The sequence below is a fragment of the Pseudomonas fluorescens group sp. genome (assembly GCF_020093335.1).
Taxonomy (GTDB): Bacteria; Pseudomonadota; Gammaproteobacteria; order Pseudomonadales; family Pseudomonadaceae; genus Aquipseudomonas; species Aquipseudomonas petroselini.
In genome coordinates, this window is sequence record NZ_JAIOKW010000009.1 from 84,014 (window position 1) to 106,127 (window position 22,114).

The 22,114-nt window shown below is 60.9% G+C and carries 25 protein-coding genes, 1 pseudogene and 1 riboswitch; of the genes and pseudogenes, 15 read left to right on the plus strand and 11 right to left on the minus strand.

The window, feature by feature from the left end; all coding sequences use genetic code 11:
- Positions 1 to 55: 55 nt before the first annotated feature.
- Positions 56 to 1,378, plus strand: a complete 1,323-nt coding sequence (gene hisD, locus K7431_RS12730; protein ID WP_012722250.1) for a histidinol dehydrogenase — start codon at positions 56 to 58, stop codon at positions 1,376 to 1,378.
- Between the two features lie 3 nt (positions 1,379 to 1,381).
- Positions 1,382 to 2,434, plus strand: coding sequence for a histidinol-phosphate transaminase (gene hisC, locus K7431_RS12735; RefSeq protein WP_012722251.1), 1,053 nt, complete (start codon positions 1,382 to 1,384; stop codon positions 2,432 to 2,434).
- A 68-nt stretch (positions 2,435 to 2,502) separates the two neighbouring features.
- Here hisC and K7431_RS12740 read toward each other — a convergent pair whose 3' ends face one another.
- Together K7431_RS12740 and upp are read right to left on the minus strand one after the other, a co-directional pair.
- Complete coding sequence (locus tag K7431_RS12740; RefSeq protein ID WP_012722252.1) at positions 2,503 to 3,777, minus strand: uracil-xanthine permease family protein; 1,275 nt, start codon at positions 3,775 to 3,777, stop codon at positions 2,503 to 2,505.
- Positions 3,778 to 3,779: 2 nt separating this feature from the next.
- Positions 3,780 to 4,418, minus strand: a complete 639-nt coding sequence (upp, locus tag K7431_RS12745) for a uracil phosphoribosyltransferase (RefSeq protein WP_012722253.1) — start codon at positions 4,416 to 4,418, stop codon at positions 3,780 to 3,782.
- 164 nt (positions 4,419 to 4,582) lie between these two features.
- Here upp and K7431_RS12750 point away from each other — a divergent pair, with 164 nt between their 5' ends.
- The 4 genes from K7431_RS12750 to K7431_RS12765 all read left to right on the plus strand — a co-directional run bounded on the left by K7431_RS12750 (position 4,583) and on the right by K7431_RS12765 (position 6,550).
- Entirely contained in the window at positions 4,583 to 5,140 is a 558-nt protein-coding gene (locus tag K7431_RS12750) for a hypoxanthine-guanine phosphoribosyltransferase (RefSeq protein ID WP_012722254.1), read from the plus strand.
- A 3-nt stretch (positions 5,141 to 5,143) separates the two neighbouring features.
- Positions 5,144 to 5,611, plus strand: a complete 468-nt coding sequence (locus K7431_RS12755) for a WbuC family cupin fold metalloprotein (RefSeq protein ID WP_012722255.1) — start codon at positions 5,144 to 5,146, stop codon at positions 5,609 to 5,611.
- A gap of 35 nt (positions 5,612 to 5,646) precedes the next feature.
- The gene (locus K7431_RS12760; RefSeq protein WP_012722256.1) at positions 5,647 to 6,132 is read left to right on the plus strand and encodes a hypothetical protein; all 486 of its coding nucleotides are present in this window, start codon (positions 5,647 to 5,649) and stop codon (positions 6,130 to 6,132) included.
- Between the two features lie 130 nt (positions 6,133 to 6,262).
- The gene (locus K7431_RS12765; RefSeq protein WP_012722257.1) at positions 6,263 to 6,550 is read left to right on the plus strand and encodes a PA4642 family protein; all 288 of its coding nucleotides are present in this window, start codon (positions 6,263 to 6,265) and stop codon (positions 6,548 to 6,550) included.
- Positions 6,551 to 6,619: 69 nt separating this feature from the next.
- On the opposite strand, the gene mqo is transcribed toward K7431_RS12765, so the two are convergent.
- Complete coding sequence (gene mqo, locus K7431_RS12770; RefSeq protein ID WP_012722258.1) at positions 6,620 to 8,128, minus strand: malate dehydrogenase (quinone); 1,509 nt, start codon at positions 8,126 to 8,128, stop codon at positions 6,620 to 6,622.
- A gap of 395 nt (positions 8,129 to 8,523) precedes the next feature.
- Here mqo and K7431_RS12775 point away from each other — a divergent pair, with 395 nt between their 5' ends.
- On the plus strand, positions 8,524 to 8,844 hold the full coding sequence (locus K7431_RS12775) for a hypothetical protein (protein ID WP_012722260.1): 321 nt from the start codon (positions 8,524 to 8,526) through the stop codon (positions 8,842 to 8,844).
- A gap of 8 nt (positions 8,845 to 8,852) precedes the next feature.
- Here K7431_RS12775 and K7431_RS12780 read toward each other — a convergent pair whose 3' ends face one another.
- On the minus strand, positions 8,853 to 9,086 hold the full coding sequence (locus tag K7431_RS12780) for a hypothetical protein (protein WP_043204801.1): 234 nt from the start codon (positions 9,084 to 9,086) through the stop codon (positions 8,853 to 8,855).
- Positions 9,087 to 9,280: 194 nt separating this feature from the next.
- Between K7431_RS12780 and K7431_RS12785 the strand changes: the two genes are divergently transcribed.
- Positions 9,281 to 9,868 (plus strand): YajG family lipoprotein, encoded by a 588-nt coding sequence (locus K7431_RS12785; RefSeq protein ID WP_012722262.1) that lies wholly within the window; start codon positions 9,281 to 9,283, stop codon positions 9,866 to 9,868.
- 58 nt (positions 9,869 to 9,926) lie between these two features.
- On the opposite strand, the gene K7431_RS12790 is transcribed toward K7431_RS12785, so the two are convergent.
- Complete coding sequence (locus tag K7431_RS12790) at positions 9,927 to 10,136, minus strand: hypothetical protein (protein ID WP_012722263.1); 210 nt, start codon at positions 10,134 to 10,136, stop codon at positions 9,927 to 9,929.
- Positions 10,137 to 10,318: 182 nt separating this feature from the next.
- On the opposite strand from K7431_RS12790, the gene K7431_RS12795 reads away from it, so the two are divergent.
- A complete protein-coding gene (locus K7431_RS12795; protein ID WP_012722264.1) occupies positions 10,319 to 10,576 on the plus strand; it encodes a hypothetical protein in 258 nt (85 codons plus the stop codon).
- 119 nt (positions 10,577 to 10,695) lie between these two features.
- Here K7431_RS12795 and K7431_RS12800 read toward each other — a convergent pair whose 3' ends face one another.
- On the minus strand, positions 10,696 to 11,859 hold the full coding sequence (locus K7431_RS12800) for a 1-acyl-sn-glycerol-3-phosphate acyltransferase (protein ID WP_173390377.1): 1,164 nt from the start codon (positions 11,857 to 11,859) through the stop codon (positions 10,696 to 10,698).
- Positions 11,860 to 11,992: 133 nt separating this feature from the next.
- Here K7431_RS12800 and K7431_RS12805 point away from each other — a divergent pair, with 133 nt between their 5' ends.
- From K7431_RS12805 to K7431_RS12815, 3 genes are read left to right on the plus strand one after another with little or no spacing between them, the layout of a single operon-like run.
- Complete coding sequence (locus tag K7431_RS12805; protein WP_012722266.1) at positions 11,993 to 12,175, plus strand: CPXCG motif-containing cysteine-rich protein; 183 nt, start codon at positions 11,993 to 11,995, stop codon at positions 12,173 to 12,175.
- A gap of 11 nt (positions 12,176 to 12,186) precedes the next feature.
- Positions 12,187 to 12,447, plus strand: coding sequence for a putative signal transducing protein (locus K7431_RS12810; RefSeq protein WP_003171843.1), 261 nt, complete (start codon positions 12,187 to 12,189; stop codon positions 12,445 to 12,447).
- Between the two features lie 36 nt (positions 12,448 to 12,483).
- Positions 12,484 to 13,104 carry an SOS response-associated peptidase gene (locus tag K7431_RS12815; protein WP_012722267.1) on the plus strand — a complete coding sequence of 207 codons (621 nt, stop codon included), beginning with the start codon at positions 12,484 to 12,486 and terminating at the stop codon, positions 13,102 to 13,104.
- A 78-nt stretch (positions 13,105 to 13,182) separates the two neighbouring features.
- Here the strand turns inward: K7431_RS12815 and K7431_RS31125 are convergent, their stop codons facing one another.
- Together K7431_RS31125 and K7431_RS31130 are read right to left on the minus strand one after the other, a co-directional pair.
- The gene (locus tag K7431_RS31125) at positions 13,183 to 14,025 is read right to left on the minus strand and encodes a methyl-accepting chemotaxis protein (protein WP_370636091.1); all 843 of its coding nucleotides are present in this window, start codon (positions 14,023 to 14,025) and stop codon (positions 13,183 to 13,185) included.
- A gap of 15 nt (positions 14,026 to 14,040) precedes the next feature.
- A pseudogene (locus K7431_RS31130) lies at positions 14,041 to 15,384 on the minus strand (HAMP domain-containing protein); the annotation flags it as partial.
- A 179-nt stretch (positions 15,385 to 15,563) separates the two neighbouring features.
- Between K7431_RS31130 and K7431_RS12825 the strand changes: the two are divergent.
- Positions 15,564 to 16,382 (plus strand): M48 family metallopeptidase, encoded by an 819-nt coding sequence (locus tag K7431_RS12825; protein WP_043204803.1) that lies wholly within the window; start codon positions 15,564 to 15,566, stop codon positions 16,380 to 16,382.
- A gap of 94 nt (positions 16,383 to 16,476) precedes the next feature.
- Here the strand turns inward: K7431_RS12825 and K7431_RS12830 are convergent, their stop codons facing one another.
- The 3 genes from K7431_RS12830 to K7431_RS12840 form a co-directional block, all read right to left on the minus strand.
- On the minus strand, positions 16,477 to 17,061 hold the full coding sequence (locus K7431_RS12830) for a TMEM165/GDT1 family protein (RefSeq protein WP_012722270.1): 585 nt from the start codon (positions 17,059 to 17,061) through the stop codon (positions 16,477 to 16,479).
- 88 nt (positions 17,062 to 17,149) lie between these two features.
- Positions 17,150 to 17,271, minus strand: a riboswitch (yybP-ykoY riboswitch).
- Positions 17,272 to 17,321: 50 nt separating this feature from the next.
- A complete protein-coding gene (locus tag K7431_RS12835) occupies positions 17,322 to 18,320 on the minus strand; it encodes a class I SAM-dependent methyltransferase (protein WP_012722271.1) in 999 nt (332 codons plus the stop codon).
- Positions 18,321 to 18,350: 30 nt separating this feature from the next.
- Positions 18,351 to 19,316, minus strand: a complete 966-nt coding sequence (locus K7431_RS12840; protein ID WP_012722272.1) for a 2-hydroxyacid dehydrogenase — start codon at positions 19,314 to 19,316, stop codon at positions 18,351 to 18,353.
- Positions 19,317 to 19,401: 85 nt separating this feature from the next.
- Between K7431_RS12840 and K7431_RS12845 the strand changes: the two genes are divergently transcribed.
- Positions 19,402 to 20,034, plus strand: a complete 633-nt coding sequence (locus tag K7431_RS12845; protein WP_010213066.1) for a LysE family translocator — start codon at positions 19,402 to 19,404, stop codon at positions 20,032 to 20,034.
- Between the two features lie 131 nt (positions 20,035 to 20,165).
- The gene (locus K7431_RS12850; RefSeq protein WP_012722274.1) at positions 20,166 to 21,848 is read left to right on the plus strand and encodes a fatty acid--CoA ligase; all 1,683 of its coding nucleotides are present in this window, start codon (positions 20,166 to 20,168) and stop codon (positions 21,846 to 21,848) included.
- Positions 21,849 to 22,114: the final 266 nt, after the last annotated feature.

Genomic DNA, 22,114 nt, shown 5'->3' on the forward strand with positions numbered 1-22,114 from the left:
CGTCAGCGCACCTTCGGGCGCCTGAGTTTTTGCCAATTCTATTGAGGCCCTCGCTATGACCACGTCCACTGCAATTGCCCGACTCAACGCTGCCGACCCGGATTTCGCCCATCATCTGGATCATCTGCTGAGCTGGGAAAGCGTGTCCGACGACTCGGTCAACCAGCGGGTGCTCGACATCATCAAGGCCGTGCGCGAGCGCGGTGATGCGGCGCTGGTGGACTTCACCCGCCAGTTCGACGGCCTGGACGTCAAGTCCATGTCTGACCTGATCCTGCCACGCGAACGCCTTGAGCTGGCCCTGACACGCATCACCGCACCGCAGCGCGAGGCCCTGGAAGTGGCGGCGTCTCGCGTGCGCAGCTACCACGAAAAGCAGAAACAGGACTCCTGGAGCTACACCGAAGCTGACGGCACGGTGCTGGGCCAGAAGGTCACGCCGCTGGACCGTGCCGGTTTGTACGTGCCTGGCGGTAAAGCGTCGTATCCGTCATCGGTGTTGATGAACGCAATCCCGGCCAAAGTGGCGGGCGTGACCGAAGTGGTCATGGTGGTACCGACCCCGCGCGGTGAAATCAACGAGCTGGTGCTGGCTGCCGCTTGCATCGCCGGTGTCGACCGCGTGTTCACCATCGGTGGCGCCCAAGCCGTCGCCGCCCTGGCCTATGGCACCGAAAGCGTACCGAAAGTCGATAAAGTGGTCGGTCCCGGCAACATCTACGTCGCCACTGCCAAGCGCCACGTGTTTGGCCAGGTCGGTATCGACATGATCGCCGGCCCTTCGGAAATCCTCGTGGTATGCGACGGCCAGACCGATCCGGACTGGATCGCCATGGACCTGTTCTCCCAGGCCGAGCACGATGAAGACGCCCAGGCGATCCTGGTCAGCCCGGACGCCGAGTTCCTCGACCAAGTGGCGGCCAGCATCAATAAGCTGCTGCCGACCATGGAGCGCGCCGAGATCATCGAGAAGTCGATCAATGGCCGTGGCGCATTGATCCTGGTGCGCGACATGGACCAGGCCATCGAAGTGGCCAACCGCATCGCGCCGGAGCACTTGGAGTTGTCCGTAGCCGACCCACAAGCCTGGCTGCCGTCGATTCGCCACGCCGGTGCGATTTTCATGGGCCGCCACACCAGCGAAGCCCTGGGTGACTACTGTGCGGGCCCGAACCACGTGCTGCCGACCTCCGGCACCGCGCGTTTCTCGTCGCCGCTGGGCGTGTATGACTTCCAGAAGCGTTCGTCGATCATCTTTTGCTCGCCGCAAGGCGCCTCCGAGCTGGGCAAGACCGCTTCCGTGCTGGCCCGAGGTGAATCCCTGAGTGCCCACGCCCGCAGCGCCGAATACCGCATCCTTGAAGAGAAGGGGAACTGAAACATGAGTAAATTCTGGAGCCCTTTCGTCAAGGACTTGGTGCCTTACGTACCCGGCGAACAACCCAAGCTGACCAAGCTGGTCAAGCTCAACACCAACGAAAACCCCTACGGCCCATCGCCCAAGGCGTTGGCGGCGATGCAGGCCGAGTTGAACGACAACCTGCGCCTGTACCCGGACCCCAACAGTGACCTGCTCAAGCAGGCGGTGGCCAAGTATTACGGGATCGACGCCGGTAAAGTTTTCCTCGGCAACGGTTCCGATGAAGTCCTTGCACACATCTTCCACGGTCTGTTCCAGCACGATTTGCCGCTGCTGTTCCCGGACATCAGCTACAGCTTCTACCCGGTTTACTGCGGTCTTTATGGCATCAAGTCCGACCCGGTGCCGCTGGACGAGCAGTTCCAGATCCGCGTGGCGGACTACGCCAAGCCCAACGGTGGGATCATCTTCCCCAACCCGAACGCGCCCACTGGCTGTGTGCTGGCGCTGGACGCGGTGGAGCAGATCCTCAAGGGCAGTCCGGATTCGGTGGTGGTGGTCGATGAAGCCTATATCGACTTCGGCGGCGAAACCGCGATCAGCCTGGTAGACCGCTATCCGAACCTGCTGGTGACCCAGACCCTGTCCAAATCGCGCTCACTCGCCGGTCTGCGCGTGGGCCTGGCCGTGGGCCACCCGGACCTGATCGAAGCGCTGGAGCGGGTCAAGAACAGCTTCAACTCTTACCCACTGGATCGCCTGGCGATTGTCGGTGCAGCGGCGGCGTTCGAAGACCGTGAGTATTTTGAGAAGACGTGCCGGTTGGTCATCGATAGCCGTGACAAGCTGGTCGCTCAATTGGAGGAGAAGGGTTTTGAGGTGTTGCCATCGGCAGCCAACTTCATCTTTGCCCGCCACCCTGAGCACGACGCTGCCAGCCTGGCGGCCAAGTTGCGGGAGCAAGGGGTGATCGTACGGCACTTCAAGCAGGCGCGGATTGCCCAGTTCCTGCGGATCAGCATCGGCACGCCTGAGCAGAACCAGGCGCTGATCGATGGTCTCGGTGAGCTCTAAGCCACACTGAAGAGCAAAATGTGGGAGGGGGCAAGCCCCCTCTCCCACATTCAGTTTTGCAGTACTGGTTAGATCAGTGGTTCGTCAGGCTTTTTGTTCTTCCAGCCATCATTGCCTGGCAGCAGCAGGTTCAAACCAATCGCCACCACCGCGCACAGGGCGATGCCCTTGAGGCCGAAGTCATCCGGGCCGGTGCCGGTACCCACCAGCACACCGCCAATCCCGAACACCAACGTCACCGACACGATCACCAGGTTGCGTGCCTCGCCCAGGTCGATCTTGTGGCGGATCAGTGTGTTCATCCCCACCGCAGCAATCGAGCCGAACAGCAGGCACAGAATCCCGCCCATCACCGGCACCGGGATGCTCTGCAGCAGCGCGCCGAACTTACCGATAAACGCCAGGCTGATGGCAAACACCGCCGCCCAGGTCATGATCTTCGGGTTGTAGTTCTTGGTCAGCATCACCGCGCCGGTCACTTCGGCGTAGGTGGTGTTCGGCGGGCCGCCAAACAGGCCGGCGGCCGTGGTGGCAATGCCGTCACCCAGCAAGGTACGGTGCAGGCCGGGCTTCTTCAGGTAGTCGCGACCGGTCACGCTGCCCACTGCAATCACACCGCCGATATGTTCGATCGCCGGGGCCAGGGCCACCGGTACGATAAACAGGATCGCCTGCCAGTTGAATTCCGGCGCGGTGAAGTGGGGCAGGGCGAACCAGGGTGCGGCGGCGATCTTCGCGGTGTCGACCACGCCAAAGTAGAACGACATGGCAAAACCCACCAGCACGCCGGAGATGATCGGCACCAGGCGGAAAATACCCTTGCCGAACACCGCCACGATCAGGGTGGTCAGCAGCGCCGGCATCGAGATCAGCATCGCCGTCTGGTAGTGGATCAGCTCGGCACCGTCGCCGGATTTACCCATCGCCATGTTGGCGGCAATCGGCGCCATGGCCAGGCCGATCGAAATGATCACCGGGCCGATGACCACTGGCGGCAGCAGCCGGTCTATAAACCCGGTGCCCTTGATCTTCACCGCCAGGCCCAGGAAGGTATAAACGAAACCGGCCGCCATCACCCCGCCCATCGTCGCCGCGAGGCCGAACTGGCCCTTGGCGAGAATGATCGGGGTGATGAAGGCAAAGCTCGACGCCAGGAAGACCGGCACCTGTCGCCCTGTCACCACCTGAAACAGCAAGGTACCCAGGCCCGCGGTGAACAGTGCGACGTTTGGATCAAGGCCTGTGATCAGCGGCATCAACACCAGCGCGCCAAATGCTACGAAGAGCATCTGTGCGCCAGACAGGATCTGGCGCCAAAGCGGGTCGTTGAATTCATCCTGCATGCTCACGCGTCCTTCTGCTTGGTGCCGAAGATCTTGTCACCGGCATCGCCCAGGCCTGGGATGATGTAGCCGTGTTCGTTGAGGCGCTCATCGATGGACGCGGTGTAGATCTGCACGTCCGGGTGGGCCTTCTCGACGGCAGCGATGCCTTCGGGCGCGGCAACCAGCACCATGGCGCGGATGTCCTTGCAACCGGCTTTCTTCAGCAGGTCGATGGTGGCAACCATGGAACTGCCGGTGGCGAGCATCGGGTCGATGATCATCGCCAGGCGCTCGTTGATTTCCGGGACCAGTTTTTCCAGGTAGGTATGGGCCTGCAACGTTTCTTCATTGCGGGCCACGCCGACGGCGCTGACCTTGGCGCCCGGGATCAGGCTGAGTACGCCTTCGAGCATGCCGATACCGGCGCGCAGGATCGGCACCACGGTGATTTTCTTACCGGCGATTTTCTCGACTTGGACGGTACCGGCCCAGCCTTCGATATCGTAGGTTTCCAGGGGTAAATCTTTGGTGGCTTCGTAAGTGAGCAACGCTCCGACTTCCTGAGCAAGCTCACGGAAGTTCTTCGTGCTAATGTCGGCGCGGCGCATAAGGCCGAGCTTGTGTCGGATCAGCGGGTGGCGGATCTCGCGAGTGGGCATGGGAAAGGCTCCGGCGGCGGGCAAAAAAACCGGCCTAGATTAATCTATCCGAGGGTGTTGTCCTATAGACATCTAGTACGTTAGTCCATTAAGGCTTGCTCGGAGCGCATGAGAAGCGTACCTTCGCCCGCTTTTCTTGCCACAGCACCCCCTTGGAGAGCGCCATGTCCGCTGATCTCGAGCATATCCGTCAAATCATGCGCGAGGCTGACTGCCTGTACACCGAAGCGCAAGTCGAAGAGGCGATCGCCAAGGTTGGCGCGCACATCACCCGCGAGATGGCCGACACTAACCCGGTGGTCTTCTGCGTGATGAACGGTGGCCTGATCTTCGCCGGCAAATTGCTCACCCACCTGCAATTTCCGCTTGAAGCGTCCTACCTGCACGCCACCCGCTATCGCAACGAAACCAGCGGCGGCGACCTGTTCTGGAAAGCCAAGCCGGAAGTCTCCTTCATTGATCGCGACGTGCTGATCATCGATGACATTCTCGACGAGGGGCACACCCTGGGCGCGATCATCGACTTCTGCAAACACGCCGGCGCGCGCAAAGTGCACACCGCCGTGCTGATCGACAAAGACCACGACCGCAAGGCGCGCCCTGAGCTCAAAGCCGATTTCGTCGGCCTGCCGTGCATCGACCGTTACATCTTCGGCTATGGCATGGACTACAAGGGCTACTGGCGCAACGCCAATGGCATTTACGCCGTCAAAGGGATGTAAGCCATGGCCCGTTTTCTTGATCAGACGCTGTTTGCCGAACTGGCCGAGAAAGCGGGCGCCAGCCCTCGTGGCCGGCACCACCACAACTTCCACCAGATGGAAGAACCCTGTCATCGCCTGGCCGTGGGCCTGCAACCTGACACCTATGTCCCGCCCCATCGGCACCTGAGCGCTGATAAGGCCGAAACCTTGTTGGTGCTGCAGGGCCGTTTGGGCTTGCTGGTTTTCAGCGACACCGGCGAAGTGCTCGCCAAGCGCGTCATGCAGGCGGGTGGTGAATGCTCGGGCGTTGATCTGCCGCCGGGTGTATTCCATGGCCTGGTGGTGCTGGCGCCCGACACGGTGATGTTCGAGTGCAAGGCCGGGCCTTATCGTCCGGTGGGCGAGGGTGAGCTGGCCGACTGGGCGCCCCGCGAAGGCGAGGCCGGCGTGGCCGAGTATCAACGCTGGATGCTTGCCCAGTTCAGTTGAGCTACAGTGCTGGGCTACCTCGCACGGAGCGGCCCATGAGCCTGTTGATTCGCACCTGCGCCGCCTTGGCGCTGACCCTCAGCTTACCCCTGGCAGCGGCGCCTGCGCCGATGCAAAGCCAATTCCTGCCGGCGGACGACCTCACCCTGCGTGCCGAAATCCCTGACCAGCAGCAACTGCTGCAAGTCACTGAGTACGCAGTGGTGGTGGGCAACCAGCGCCAATCCAACCAGCAACCGATCCCGGTGACCTCGCCGCTGATGATCCGCCTCAAGGGCAAGTCCTTGAACAAAGGCGCGACAATCAGCCAAGTGGTGCTCAATTTTGATGCTGAAAGCAAAAGCCTGAAAAAACCGGTGTATGACGACTCCAGCAAAACCCTGACGCTGTCTTACCCCTTGGCCCAATACCGGGTGATTGTCGACCTGCTGCGCAATGACACGGTGTATGTGCAGTTCCTCAGTTATGCCAATGGGCATATCTGGGCGGATTTGCATACCGGTGCGGTGCGTACCCAATAGCAAGAACACTGAAAAGCTAATGTGGGAGGGGGCAAGCCCCCGCCGACATTGAATCTCCAGCGCTTTCGAAGCCTGCGTCGCACAGGTAGACTTCAAACCCCGTGTAAATGTCTGCAGGCTGGAGTCGGTAATGCGTAAAGATAAGAAACAGGTGATTGGTGACGAGATCGGTGACGATCAGATCAAGTTGTTCCTGGACTTCGAGCCGGTCGACGCGACTTCACCGTCCCTGCACAAACTGATCAAGGCCTACCGTGGCCTGCGTATCGACGACTTCGAACGGTTCCTGGGCTTCTTCAAGGAAGCTGGCCTGGACCTCGACGGCAAGGATGAGCATGGCCAGACCTTCGTCGATCTGATCAAGGATCAGCGTCACGCGGACGAGTACATCGAACTGATCGAAAACGCTCGCGGCTGATTAGCCGAGACATAAAAAAACGCCCCGTTCTCATCACGAGAGCGGGGCGTTTTTTATGGCGTCACGGCCTCAAGCGTAGCTCTCAGTCTCGGCGGCAGGTGCAACCAGCTCCAGGCTGATGTTGTTCTGCATGTTGATCTTGCGATACAGCTCGGCGTCGGTCTCCAGGACTTTCTCCCGCGCCGGGAAGATTTCCTGCAACTTGGTCGCCCATTCCCCGGCGGTTTTTTCCGGGAAGCAGCGTTCGATCAGTTCCAGCATGATCGAAACCGTCACCGAAGCGCCTGGGGATGCGCCCAAGAGTGCTGCCAGCGAACCATCTTTGGCCGCGACCAGCTCGGTACCAAATTGCAGCACGCCGCCTTTCTTCGGGTCTTTCTTGATGATCTGCACCCGTTGGCCGGCCACTTCCAGGCGCCAGTCTTCGGCTTTCGCCTCCGGGTAGAAGCGGCGCAGGGATTCCAGGCGCTGCTCCATGGACTGCATCACTTCGCTGACCAAGTATTTGGTCAGGTCCATGTTGTCCCGGGCCACGGCCAGCATCGGGCCGATGTTGCCGGCGCGAACCGACAGAGGCAGGTCAAGGAATGAGCCGTGCTTGAGGAACTTGGTGGTGAACCCGGCGTATGGCCCGAACAGCAGGGACTTCTTGCCATCCACCACGCGGGTGTCCAAGTGCGGCACGGACATCGGTGGCGAACCCACCGCCGCCTGGCTGTAGACCTTGGCCTGGTGATGCTTGACCACTTCCGGGTTGTCGCAACGCAGCCATTGGCCGCTGACCGGGAAGCCGCCAAAGCCTTTGCTTTCTTCGATGCCCGAGGCTTGCAGCAGCGGCAGGGCCGCGCCACCGGCGCCGAGGAACACGAACTTGGCATCGACTTCACGGCTGTTGCCGCTGTTGACGTCCTTGATGCTCACGGTCCAGCCCGCGCCATTGCGCTTGAGGCCGGTGACACGCTTGCTGTACTTGACCTGGGCATCCGGCGAGCTGGAGAGGTGGCTGAGCAGCTGGTTGGTCAGCGCGCCGAAGTTGACGTCGGTACCGTTCATCACGCGGGTGGCCGCGATTTTTTCGTCGAGCGGGCGCCCCGGCATCATCAGCGGCATCCACTCGGCCATCTCGTTGCGGTCTTCGGTGTAGTGCATGTCCGAAAACGCGTGATGCTGGCTGAGGGTTTCAAAGCGCTGCTTGAGGAAAGACACACCTTTTTCGCCCTGCACGAAGCTCAGGTGCGGCACCGGGCTGATAAAGGACTTGGACGAGCCAAAGGTGCCCTTTTGGGTCAGGTACGCCCAGAACTGCTTCGACACCTCGAACTGGGTGTTGATGTGCACGGCTTTCTTGATGTCGATGGAGCCATCTGCGGCCTGCGGCGTGTAGTTCAGCTCACACAGGCCGGCGTGGCCGGTACCGGCGTTGTTCCACGGGTTGGAACTTTCCGCGGCACCCGAATCCATCAGCTCAACGACTTCCAGCTTGAGGCCGGGGTCGAGCTCTTTGAGCAGTACGGCCAGGGTGGCACTCATGATGCCGGCCCCTACCAGTACTACGTCGACTGCTTCGTTATGCGCCATTTAACGCGTCTCCAAAATCTGCAGCACCAAATTGACGGCATGGCTGCCAGGAGTGACGGGGCGGTTCACGTGTTGCCCCAGGTTACCCATGGCCAGGATCGCCATGTCCGATTCGCAATTCTTTGCAACTTCAGCACACGCTTCCTGCCGGGCGAATCTGCCTATGAACGCATTCATGGGCGCCTGTGGCAATTCGACTTATGGTCAAAGCGTGTGATTCGTGCAATCAATCCGTAGCGGACAGGCTCAAGCTCCGGTTGTTAAGGAGTACTCGGTCCTGTGTGGTTGGGCTGTTCCAGACGCTGATGGTGCTTGTACAAACGCCAAACTATTCATTTGCTCGCCACACTCTTGTGAAGTTGTGAAAACCCGTTTTTTCACGCTCTTTTGAAGACGTGAACCTCAAAAAAGGGCTGCCCCAGCCTGGCACCTGGCCCGGATACCTTGCCGACACGCGGCAAAACGGGCAAACAACTCAAGTGGCCGAGCGCAATGGCAGCTCTGGCAGATTCGGTAAAGGCGGGTGGTTTGCAAAAAAACAGCAAGCGCGCCAGCTTCACTCGATCTGTGTGGGCGGCTCTCTGTGGGCGATTCTTGGGGTTAATACCGAGGCATTAACGATGCTGCGAGGCCCGATCAGGAGACGTCCTTATAATCGGGGGGAGATTGTAGCGAAGAACGCTAAGGAAATGGGCGTGTTTTATGACTTTTATTAGGCGTTCGGTCAGGCGGCCAACGGCTGGTGTCGGGGTGACTGCGCTGCACGCGGGCTGACACGGGCGCGGGCCGGCAGCGGGTGGTGCATCCAGCTCAGGCGGATTTCGTCGATTTCCACCCAGCCGTCACCTACAGGAGGCTGGCTGCACTCCTTGAAGGCCTGGCAACGACCTTGCGCATCGAGCAGGGCATACTGGCGAAGGGCGGTCTTGCGCGTGAACAGTGACCAGAAAAAATGCATGGCGATCAACCTCCTGAGATTGGGGCCAAGCTTGCCTGTCGGGCATGACGGGTCTGTGTATCGGTCATGACATATCAGTGACATCGAACCGCTACAGTCCGCAGGGGTCTCAGGATGTAACTGGCGCTAGTTCCCGGCACTGGCGCACCGCTATACTGCCCGCCTGTCGGTACTCGATTTCTGGAGAGAAGAGCATGTTGCAACGCCTGTTGTTCGGTTTGATCACTGTGACCAGTTTGACCTTGGTTGGCTGCGCCAACAGCCCGCAACAACTGACCCCGGAACCGAAGATCACCACGCAGTTGGCCCCAGTCGGCCACGGCCAGGCGGTATCGGTGCGTGTGGTGGATGGTCGTCCATCGCCGACACTCGGCTCGCGCGGTGGCCTGTACCCGGAAACGGCCCTGGTCTCGGTGAACGCTCAAGACGTACTGCCCAAGCTGCAAGCCCAGGCTGAAGCCGCCGTGCGCCTGCTGGGTTTCACCCCGAGCCCCAACGCGCCGGGGGCTCCGCAGTTGACCATCACCCTGGCCGAATTGAAATATCAGTCGCCTAAAGACGGCCTGTACGTGACCGAGGCGTCCATCGGCGCGACCTTCAAGTCCGACGTCAGCGCCGGTACCCGTCGCTACAGCGGTCGCTACGGTGCGTCCCTGAACCAGCGGTTCGGTATGTCGCCGAACCAGGAAACCAACACCAAGTTGGTCAGCGATGTCCTGAGTGACGCCTTGACCCGACTTTTCAAGGACCCAAGCATCGGTTCATTGCTCAGCTCGCAATAACCGCTTCCCAAAAAAAACCGGACGCTGCGAGGCGTCCGGTTTTTTTTCGCCTTCAGTTTCATGCGGCGGTGTCGATACAGAAGTCCAGCAGGCTCACCCCCGTCAACAGATCGGTCTCCGGCAAGTCCGCATGCTGGTGCCCGCCAAGCGCGCAATACACCAGCCAGTGGCGGTCCTGGACGTTGAAGGCCAGGCCGCCGATCAGCGCCTCTTGCTCTTCGCTTTGGGCGATCAGGTACAGCCGATCCTGGTTTTGCGCGTGCAACATGACAAGCTCCTAAAGCGTCGAAGGGCAACAGAGTGGCCTGTTAAGGTGACGTTCAGGTGACGACGTAAATTACTGGATACATTAGCCGTCAATGGGGGAGGGAGCATTTGCGGCGCTGGAGGCCACTATCGTTCAGGTTTGTATCTGAACTGATACCAAGACACTGTCTACTGAGGTTTGCGATGGCGCTGCCCGCACTATTGATTAATGTTGTGGCTTTATTGGTGGCCTGCCCGGGTGCCGCGCTGCTGTTCATCACCCGCCTGCACGAACAACGCGCGATGGCCGAACTGACCGCACAACGCGAAGACCGCGCGATCGACCAGCCGATGTTGTTTCTGGATGTGCGCACCGAGCGGGCGCATCGCCTGGCTTACCGCGTCGGGTTCGCCTGCCTGGGGTTGGCGCTGGCCCTCTCCTGGCTCAGCACCCGTCTTTGAACACGCCATAAAGCAAATGTGGGAGGGGGCTTGCCCCCGATAGCGGTGTGCCAGTCAATTAGATGTCGACTGACACTCCGTCATCGGGGGCAAGCCCCTCCCACATTTGGAACGGTGTTTTACAGCGGAATGCCCGCTTTGACCCGATACTGATTACGCACCGGGGTTGCATATTGCACCACCAGGAACGGCCGGTGCTCGGCCGGGCATTCGTTCAGGCGGCGCTCCCATTCAGCCTTAGCCTTGGCCAGTTCGTCCGCCGGGAACACTTCGGCCGCCGTCGGCACCTGCAATTGCGGGTCGGCGTCGCTCCACTGCTGGTACGCCAGGTAGTGCACCGGGAACAGCCTGTAACCGCCCAAAATCTGCCGGTCCATTTCCACCGCCAGCAGCTTGGTGTCTTCGAAGCGTTCGGTAATCGGCGGTGCGAAGTTGATATGCACCCGGCCCTTGTAGCCCGTGATGCCAAGGGCGATGCTCACGTCATCCTCACCCGGTGCCTTGCAGTAGGTACCCGTCGTAGCGCGGATATACAGCTCGCGAGCCTTGGCGGTATCGCAAGGGTCGTACTCGTAGCTGATCGATACCGGCGTCAGGTTCAACGACTGGATCACCTCGGCAAACGGCTCGTCCTTGCGGCTGACGTGGAACATCTTGAGGATCGCCGACTCGGTGCGATCATCCCCATCCTTGGCACGCCCTTCTGCCTGGGCGATCCAGATCGACTGGCAGTCGTTGCGGATCGAGTGGTTGATGTAGGCCGACAGCAGGTTGTAGGCCGCCATCTTCTCCTTTCGCCCGGTGATCGAGCGGTGCACGATAAAGCTCTTGTTCAGGCGCATCAGGTCGCTGACAAACGGCTTTTGCAGCAGGTTGTCGCCGATGGCGATGCGGGGCGTCGGCAGGCCGGCGTGGTATACGGCATAGTTGACGAAGGCCGGGTCCATTACGATATCGCGGTGGTTGGCCAGGAATACGTAGGCGGTGCCAGACTTGAGTTGCTCTACACCGGTATAAGTGACGCCGTCGGTCGCTCGATCAATGGTGTGATCGACGTAATACTCGACTTTGTCCTGCAGCGTGGCCACGGTGGTGACACCGGCGAATTCACGGCGCAGCTTGCGGGCGATCATTGGCTTGAGCAGCCAGCCCAGGGCGCCGGCAAAGCGCGGGAAGCGAAAGTGGGTCAGGATGTCCAGAAAGGCCTTGTCACTGAACAGCCGGTCCAGTACTGCCGGGACTTCGCTGTCGTTGTAAGGTCGGATGGTATCGAATTGGCCCATCATGCTCTCTTGTTAGAAACGGCTAGGGTAAGTAAAGGAAATACCAGGGCGCGGCCTGAGTAATGGGCTCAGCCGAACGATAACCCTGTAAATAGACCGGCGATTATACGCACAAGTCACCTTGGAGGCTGCGATGCTGGAAAGCGCGACGTACGATTGTCCTTATTGTGGTGAAGTGGTCGAGACAACGGTGGATTTGTCGGGTGGTGACCAGACCTATATAGAAGACTGCCAAGTGTGTTGCCGACCGATTATTTTCGATCTGCAGGTCCATGGTGAAGAATGGATGCTTGAAACCCGCAGCGAGAACGAATAACGGGGACGCCCATGCAGCGAATCTACGAACCGGAAAACCTGATGGAAGGCGAGCTGCTGCAACAGATGCTCGCCAGCGAGGGCATCGAGGCGCACCTGGTGGGTCGCCATTTGCTGGGCGGCACTGGCGAATTGCCGATCTTCGGCCTATTGGGGCTGGAGGTGGACAACGACCGGGCCGTTGACGCCCGCGAGCTGATCACTGCCTACATTGGCGCGCAACCCTTGCCCGGCGACGAACCGGACAGCTTCCCCGACGTGCTGGTCTGTTAGGCTGTCGGTCGGTTTACCCAAGAGTCGTGTTGCCCCATGTGTGGACGTTATGCCCTGTTTCGCTGGAACCCTGCTTTTGCTGCCTTGCCGGGCTTCCCGGCCGACCAGCAGGCCCAGTGGAACATCTCCCCGAATGATTCGGTGCTGATCCAGCGCGCCACCGACGGCCAGCGCACCCTGGCGCGAGCCCGCTGGGGGCTTACACCGCCCTGGCTGACCGACCTGTCCCGCACGCCTGCGCATGCGCGAGCCGAAACCTTGGCCGAACAACCGATGTTCCGCGAAGCGTTCCGCCAACGTCGCTGCCTGCTGCCCGCCAACGGTTTCTACGAATGGCGCGGTACCCAGCGCAAACGCCCGTACTGGTTGACGCCGGGGGAGGGCTCCACGCTGTTTTTCGCCGCGATCTGGGAAGCTTACCCCGTGCAGGAGCAGGTGTGGCTGAGCACGGCGGTGGTGACCCAGGCCGCACAGGCTCAGCGCCGGCCGTTAATCCTGGATGCAGCAGGGCAGGAAGCCTGGCTTGATCCCGAGACGCCGTTGCCTGTGTTGCAAGGCTTGTTGGCCAGTGAGCCGACCGCGTTGCGCGAGCGGGTTTTGGCCAACATGGTCAATGATCCGAAGCTCAATGGGCCGGAGTGCCTGACGCCGGCGTGAGTCAGTAAGTGTTGGGTTAGGTTGACTGGCCCCTTCGCGGGCTTGCTCGCGAAGGCGGCCTCAAACCACCGAAAATCCCTAGACTTTGAACTGATTGATCAGCCGCCGTTGCTGCTCCGCCAATTTGGTCAGGTCCGCACTGGCCGCGCTGGACTCATCCGCGCCGCCCGCCACTTCATTGGCCACCTGGCCAATATTGATCACGTTGCGGTTGATATCCTCGGCCACAGCGCTCTGCTCCTCGGCCGCGCTGGCGATCTGGGTGTTCATGTCGTTGATCACCGACACGGCCTGGCTGATGGTTTCCAGTGCTTCGGCCGCCTTGGCCGCGTGCTGCACGCTTTCATCGGTACGGCTCTGGCTGTCTTCCATCACCCGCACCACATCCCGCGTGCCTTGTTGCAACTGCTGGATCATGGCCTGGATTTCTTCGGTGGCCTTCTGGGTTTTCTGCGCCAGGTTGCGCACTTCGTCGGCGACCACGGCAAAGCCACGCCCTTGCTCGCCGGCACGCGCCGCCTCGATGGCTGCGTTGAGGGCCAACAGGTTGGTCTGCTCAGCGATCCCGCGAATGGCTGTGAGGATGGCGTTGATGTTCTCGCTGTCCTTGGCCAGGGTTTGCACCACGCCCACCGCCTTGCCGATTTCCTCGGCCAGTGCGCCGATGGACGTCGACGTGTCGCGCACAATGCGCATGCCCTGGCTCGCGGCCTGGTCGGCATGGCTGGCGGCTTGCGCGGCCTGGGTGGCGTTACGCGCAACGTCTTGCGCCGTGGCGGTCATCTCATGCACCGCAGTCGCGACCTGATCGATTTCCACCATCTGTTTATGCACGCCCTGATTGGTGCGGATCGCGATGTCGGCGGTGTGCTCCGACGAGTCGCTGACCTTCTGCACTGAGCTGACCACTTGGGTGATCATGCCCTGTAGTTTGATCAGGAAGGTGTTGAAGCCGTTGGCAATAGCACCCAGCTCATCGGCGCGATCACTGGTCAGGCGCCGCGTCAGGTCGCCTTCGCCCTGGGCGATGTCATTGAGCATGGCCACCATTTGCTTGAGTGGGCGTGCGATGCCGTGGCCGACCAGCCAGATCACCAACAGGCCGATGCCGGCAATCAACAGGCCTGCAATGGCCATACCGACGATGTCGGCCTTGCGTTGTGCGTCCAAGTCGCTTTGCAGTGTGTGCAAGTCTGCCATCACCGCGTTCAGCGGCAGTTGCATCATCAAGGTCCAGCGCGCATCGGTCTGGCCAATATTGAAGGGCAGGAACAGCTCGATATGCCCGTGTTCCCTGTCGATGTCGTAACGCACTTCGCCGGCTTTCAGTTGGGCGAGGTTGGCCTGTTCGTTGGTGTCGAGCAGGTCGCTGGATTTTTCGCCAAGCTTGCTGGCGTCCTTGGTGTAGGCCACCAGGCGGCCGTTGCTGGAGATCAGCGCCAATTCACCGGCCCCGTTGTAGAGGTTTTGATCGGCGCTGGTGAGCATGTCCTGGATGAAGTTCACCGAGAGGTCCGCCCCGACAATGCCCTGGAAGGTGCCATCGATCATGATCGGTTCGATAAACGAGGCCAGCATCACCATCGCGTTGCCGACCTTGTAAGGGGCAGGGTCGATGGCGCAGGCTTTTTTGCTTTCCTTGGAGCACAGGTAGTACTCGCTGGCGCGCACGCCGGTGGAGAGGATTTTCTGGTCGGCCACATCCGCGAGTTTATCCAGGCCCAGGCTGCCATCCGCGTTGCGGTACCACCACGGCAGGAAACGCCCGTCGGTGCCCATGCCCACTATCGGGCTGTCCACGTAGGCGGCGTCGTTGTGTTCGATCGCATTGGGTTCCCAGCCAATGTAGGCGCCGAGGATTTTCGGGTTGCGCACCACGGTTTCGTGCAGCAGGTTGATCAGTTGTTCGCGACCGATCTGCAGGGCCGGTTGGCCCTTGGCGTCTTTCATGCCGAGCAAGGCGTTGGTGGTGGCCAGGGCCTTGGCACTCACCAGCGGCGCTTCCAATTCGCGCTGGATCATGGTGGCCTGGGTTTGCGCCAGGGTCGTAAGGCGCTGCTCGATGATCTGCTCGAATTGAGCCTGGGTGCGCGCCTGCACCCTCTCCTGAGTCCGTGCGCCGGCAAACAAGGCATACAGCACCAGCACCGCGATCACGCTGAGGACGATGGCGCCGGCCAGTGCCGCGACAGAAAATTGAATCGACTTGAATTTCATGAACGCTCCGGGCGCAAACGAAGAGGGCTGCCTTTTTGTATCGGCCACGGGCCCAATGGGCATGAGGGGGCGCCCGGTAAAATAGTGGGGTGTGTCGCAAATGGAATGGTCGCTGCCGCTGGCAAACTGTGCGATGTATCCGAAATTCAGCGGTTACACGTCTGGTGTATCTGGCGCCGATACACATGAGCGCCTACGATACGCGCCATGTTTTCAGGCGTCTTTTCAGGGAGAGTGTGTTGATGAAGAAATCAATGGCGATAAGTGGATTGGTTGCAGCGATGTTGCTGGCCGGTTGTCAGTCGGTCAACACCACCAGCGGCGGTGCCGTTGGGGTCGAGCGCAAGCAGTACATGTTCAGCATGCTGTCGAGCCAGGAAGTCGACCAGATGTATGCCCAGTCCTACCAGCAGACACTGGGCGAAGCCAGCAGCAAGGGCCAGTTGGACAAGACCAGCGCCAACGCCAAGCGCGTGCAGGCCATTGCCAAGCGGCTGATCGCCCAGGCGCCGACCTTCCGCCCGGATGCGGCGCAGTGGAAGTGGGAAGTGAACCTGATCAAGAGCGACGAGATGAACGCCAACTGCGGGCCTGGCGGCAAGATCTTCGTGTACAGCGCGTTGATCGATAACCTCAAGCTCACCGATGACGAACTGGCCGCGGTCATGGGCCATGAAATTGCGCATGCCTTGCGTGAGCATGGTCGCGAAGCCATGTCCAAGGCCTACGGGATCGAGATGGCCAAGCAGGGGGCCGGTGCACTCTTTGGCCTCGGCCAGGACAGCCTGGCATTGGCCGATACCGTGGCCAACTACGGCATGACCTTGCCCAACAGCCGCAGCAATGAAAACGAAGCAGACCTGATCGGCCTGGAACTGTCGGCTCGCGCGGGCTACAACCCGAATGCGGCGATCACGCTGTGGAATAAGATGGCCAAGGCTTCGGAAGGCTCGCCGCCTGAGTTCATGAGCACTCACCCGGCGTCCGACAGCCGAATTGCCTCGTTGCAGGCGGCGATTCCGAAGGTGATGCCGCTGTACCAGCAGGCCAAAAAATCCTGATCCACCGATAAGCACATGGCTGGATTTTTGTAGTGAGCGAGCTTGCCTCGCGCGGGGCAAGCCCGCTCACTACAGAACTGTGCTCATGAGCGCCCTAGATCCAGCCGCTGCTCTGCATGGCCTTGTACACCGCCACAATCGCCAGGACGAAAAACGCTGTCGCCGCCAGTCGACGAATCAAGGTCAATGGCAGTTTTTCCGCCGCAAAATTCCCCGCCAATACCACCGGCACGTTGGCAATCAGCATGCCCACGGTGGTGCCGATAATCACCAGCCACAGTTCCGGGTACTGCGCCGCCAGCATGACCGTGGCGATCTGCGTCTTGTCACCGATTTCCGCGAGGAAGAACGCAATCAGCGTGGTCAGGAATGGCCCGAATTTGCGGCTGGTACTGGCTTCGTCATCATCGAGTTTGTCCGGCACCAGGGTCCAGAGTGCCGTGGCGCAGAAGCTCGCCGCCAGGATCCAGTGCAGCACAGCATCCGAGAAGAAACTCCCGAACCAGGCCCCCACGGCACCGGCAGCCGCATGGTTGGCCAGGGTCGCGGCGACGATGCCGGCGATGATCGGCCAGGGCTTGCGGAAGCGAGCGGCAAGGATGAGTGCGAGCAGTTGCGTCTTGTCGCCGATTTCGGCCAAGGCAACGATTGCGGTAGGAACGAGTAATGAATCCAGCATCAGGTAGGTTTCCAGGGGCGGGTCGACACGGCTATGACACGTACAGCCTTCCCGCCCCGGGTAAGGTGTGCGTGTCATAGGTCTTGTCAAACCCCGGTCCGTCTGTGCGGACTCCTGGGTCGCATACGCCATGGTCTGCTGACCAAGTATGTTGACGTATGCCGGACGAGCGTGGCGCTCGTGGGAGACTACTCCCCTAGGACGGAGCGGATTCTGCCTAGGCAAAATCCATTCGGCAAGTGTTCTTTTTCAAACGCCCGTCAGCCGCGCTTGGCACGGTAGATGCGGAAACCGTTGCCTTCGGCCTTCACCGCACACACGCCCAGATGCTCTTCGATCAGCGGCTGGTACTTCAGGAAACTATTGGCAACCAGGCGCAGTTCGCCGCCTTTTGCCAGATGTTTCGCCGCTTTTCGCAGCAGGTTCTCGGTGGCGAAATAATCGGTATGCACCCCGACATGGAACGGTGGGTTGCTCAAAATTGCGTTCAACCCCATCGGCGCCGCGTCGATGCCATCACCGGTCAGTACCTCGGCTTCCAGGCCATTGGCGGTCAAGGTCAAGCGACTGCTGGCCGCAGCAAACGCATCCACATCCAGCATCGTGACGGTGTTGTGCGGGTAGCGACGTTTTACCGCAGCCCCCAGTACGCCAGCACCGCAACCAAAGTCAAGCAGATGACCACTCGGCAGTTTGTCCAAATGCGCCAGCAACAGCTCGGTGCCGCGATCCAGGCGACCGTGGCTGAACACACCCGGCAAGCTCACCACCTTCAGGGGGCCTTCGGCCAGCGGCACCTCGAAGACCTGCGCCAGGCTTTCCAGCTCGACCGCCTGCGGCGCGTTGGCCACGGTGACCTGCCACAGCTGGCAATGCCGCGCGTTGTCGAGCTTGCGCGGTTTGCCGAAGGGAATCATCTGCTTGGCGGCGCTTTCGATACCGGCCTTTTTCTCGCCGACCAGGAACAACTCGGCACCGGGCAAGCGTGCAGCCACGGCGTTGAGCAGGTAGTCGGTGAGGTCCTTGGACTTGGGCAGGAAGATCACCGCCGCTTCAAAGGCGCGCTCCGGCACGGTCACACCGAAGTGGCTACGCTCGGCGAAGCGTGCGTCGAGTGCCGCCTGGTCGCCGGCATGCCAGCTCCAACCGTGGGCGTTGGGCAGGCGACCCAGCAGGTCGTCGGCAGGCAAACCCACCAATAGCAGGTTGCCTTGAAAAAGTTCGGCCTGACGAAGCAGTACTTCACTGCGCGGATCCATGGTCTGCTCCTTGAAAAGGGGCGCAGTTTATCAACTGACGACGCGCAGCGGGGCGCCGCTGAAAAAGCTCCGGGCGTTTTCCGCCAGTTGGCCGACGATGCGCTGGCGCGCCTCGCGACTGCCCCAGGCGTTGTGCGGTGTCACGATCAGCCGAGGGATATCGCCGGCCAGCAGCGGGTTGCCGTTGATCGGCGGTTCCACGCTCAGCACATCGGTCGCCGCGCCACCCAGATGGCCGTTGCGCAACGCATCAGCCAGGGCCTGTTCGTTGATCAAACCACCGCGTGCGGTATTGACCACAAACGCACCCGGCTTGAGCAGCGCCAGTTCGCGGGCGCCGATAAAGTCGCGGGTGTGTTCATTGAGCGGGCAGTGCAGGGTGAGGGCGTCGACCTGCGCGAGCAGTTCATCCAACGGCACGCGGTCGGCACGGGCAGGGCGTCCCGGAATCGCACCGAGCACCACGCGCATACCAAAGGCTTCCGCCAGGCGTGCTACGGCGCTGCCCAATTCACCGTGACCGAGCAGGCCGAGGGTTTTGCCTTCCAGCTCGACGATGGGGTGGTCCAGCAGGCAGAACTGCTTGGCTTGCTGCCACTTGCCGGCGCTTACATCCCGTTGGTAGTCCTTCAAGCGCGTCGCCAGGTTGAGCAGCAGCATGATCGTGTGCTGCGCCACCGACGGCGTGCCGTAGCCCTGGCAGTTGCTCACCGTGATGCCTTGGGCGCGGGCGGCTTCGAGGTCGACGTTATTGGTGCCGGTGGCCGACACCAGAATCAGCTTGAGTTCCGGGCAGGCCGCCAGGGTGTCGTGGTTGAGGGCGATTTTGTTGCTGATGGCTACCTGAACGCCTTGCAGGCGTTCAACCACATTCTGCGGCGTGGTGCCTGTAAACAACTGCAACTCGCTGAAGCTGTTGCGCAGCTCGCTGAGGTCAAGGTCCCCCAGGTCCAGGGACGGATGATCAAGGAAGACGGCGCGGCGATTGTTCGTCATCAACTGTACCTTTTGCGACAGGGTTCGAAGGCGTAATCTGCCGAGCCTATCAGATGAAATAATCAGTTACTTAATGGGAGTGAGCATGTACGCCGCCGAGTTCTTGACCGTAGCCCTGATTCACTTATTGGCGGTGGCCAGCCCCGGCCCGGATTTCGCGGTAGTGGTGCGTGAAAGTGTGACCCACGGCCGCCGCGCCGGCACCTGGACCGCACTGGGCGTGGGCTCGGCGATATTCCTGCACGTGGGGTACTCGCTGCTCGGTATCGGCTTGATCGTGTCCCAGTCCATCGTGCTGTTCAACGCGCTCAAGTGGGCGGCGGCGGCCTACCTGCTGTACATCGGTTTCAAGGCCCTGCGCGCACAGCCGGCCAAGCCGGCCGCCGAGGGCGAGTTGCACCGCGAGGCGGGCGAGCGCACCCCGCGTGGGGCGTTCACTGCCGGTTTCGTGACCAACGGCTTGAACCCCAAAGCCACGCTGTTCTTCCTGTCGTTGTTTACCGTGGTGATCAACCCGCATACACCGTTGGCGATCCAGGCCGGTTACGGCGTGTACCTGGCGGTAGCGACGGCGCTGTGGTTCTGCCTGGTGGCGATGCTGTTCAGCCAGCAGCGCGTACGCGCCGGGTTTGCGCGGATGGGGCATTGGTTTGATCGGACCATGGGCGCGGTGTTGATCGCCATCGGGGTAAAGCTGGCCTTCACCAGCATGAAATAGGCTGGATGCTGGCGCAAAGCTAGCATTCATTGGGGTCTGCAAATCATTCCTTTGGGTGATTTGGTTGAAACATAAGGTCTCTAAAGTGCAGGTCTTCAAGCCAAGACCGTGCAGTCATAAAAGGGATTCGTATGTTGCAGACCCGTGTTATCCCGCCCGCCGAAGGTGCGTACCAATACCCGCTGTTGATCAAACGCCTGTTGATGTCCGGCACCCGTTACGAGAAGACCCGGGAAATCGTCTACCGCGACAAGCTGCGCTACACCTACCCGACGTTGATCGAGCGGGTCGCGCGCCTGGCGAATGTGTTGACCGATGCCGGCGTCAAGGCCGGTGACACCGTGGCGGTGATGGATTGGGACAGCCATCGCTACCTGGAATGCATGTTCGCCATCCCGATGATCGGCGCGGTGATCCACACCATCAACGTGCGCCTGTCGCCGGAACAGATCCTGTACACCATGAACCACGCCGAGGACCGCTTCGTGCTGGTCAACAGCGAGTTCGTGGGCCTCTACCAGGCCATCGCCGGGCAGCTCACCACCGTCGACAAGACCCTGCTGCTCACCGACGGCGAGACCAAGACCGCCGAGTTGCCCAACCTGGTGGGCGAGTACGAAACCCTGCTGGCCGCCGCCAGCCCGACATACGACTTCCAGGACTTCGACGAGCATTCCGTCGCCACCACCTTCTACACCACCGGCACCACCGGTAACCCCAAGGGTGTGTATTTCACCCATCGCCAATTGGTGCTGCACACCATCGGCGTGGCGACCATCATGGGCAGCGTCGACAGTGTGCGCCTGCTCGGCACCAACGACGTGTACATGCCCATTACACCGATGTTCCACGTGCACGCCTGGGGCCTGCCTTACGTGGCGACCATGCTTGGCCTGAAACAGGTCTATCCCGGCCGCTACGATCCGGAATACCTGGTGGAGCTGTGGCGCAAGGAAAAGGTCACCTTCTCCCATTGCGTGCCGACCATCCTGCAAATGGTGCTCAACGCCAAGGCCGCCCAGGGTGTGGATTTTGGCGGCTGGAAAATCGTCATCGGCGGCAGCGCGCTCAACCGTTCGCTGTATGAAGCGTCCAAGGCGCGTGGCATCCAATTGACCGCTGCGTACGGCATGTCCGAGACCGGGCCGCTGGTGTCCTGCGCCCACCTCAACGACGAGTTGATGGCCGGCAGCGAAGATGAACGCATTACCTACCGCATCAAGGCCGGCGTGCCGGGGCCGTTGGTGGAGGCGGCGATCATCGACGGCGACGGCAATTTCCTGCCTGCCGACGGTGAGTCCCAGGGTGAATTGGTGTTGCGTGCGCCGTGGCTTAGCGAAGGTTATTTCAACGAGCCGCAAAAGGGCGCCGAGCTGTGGGCCGGCGGCTGGATGCACACCGGCGATGTGGCCACGCTGGATGCCTTTGGCGTAATCGACATCCGCGACCGCATTAAAGACGTGATCAAGACTGGCGGCGAGTGGATCTCGTCCCTGGCCCTCGAAGACCTGGTCAGCCGCCACCCGGCGGTACGCGAAGTAGCGGTGGTGGGCATCGCCGACCCGCAGTGGGGCGAGCGCCCGTTTGCCCTGCTGGTAGTGCGTGATGGCCATGTGATAGGGGCCCGCGAGCTCAAGGAACACCTCAAGCCGTTCGTCGAACTGGGCCACTTGAGCAAGTGGGCAATTCCGAGCCAGATCGCCGTTGTTACGGAAATTCCCAAGACCAGCGTCGGCAAGCTCGACAAAAAACGTATCCGAGTTGACATCATTGAGTGGCAGGCCAACAACAGCACGTTCCTGTCGACGCTCTAATGCCCGCGCCGTGCCCATTCGGGCACGGCACTGCTCTATCTCGCGCCTTCACTTGTGATTTGCCAATTTTCAGCCATCCTTGCCGCGTCGGCCTTCGCCGACATGGCGAAAGGGTCGTGGCAGACGGGTTGGTGATGCAAATCACACTTTAGAGGGATCAAGCACTACCCCCCTGCTGGCTATAGTCCCTTCCAGAGTTTTTCACGGATGTTCCGCTTCGGGCCATGGGGGCTCGGCTGCCGAGCGGCATTGGAATCGTTGTATTC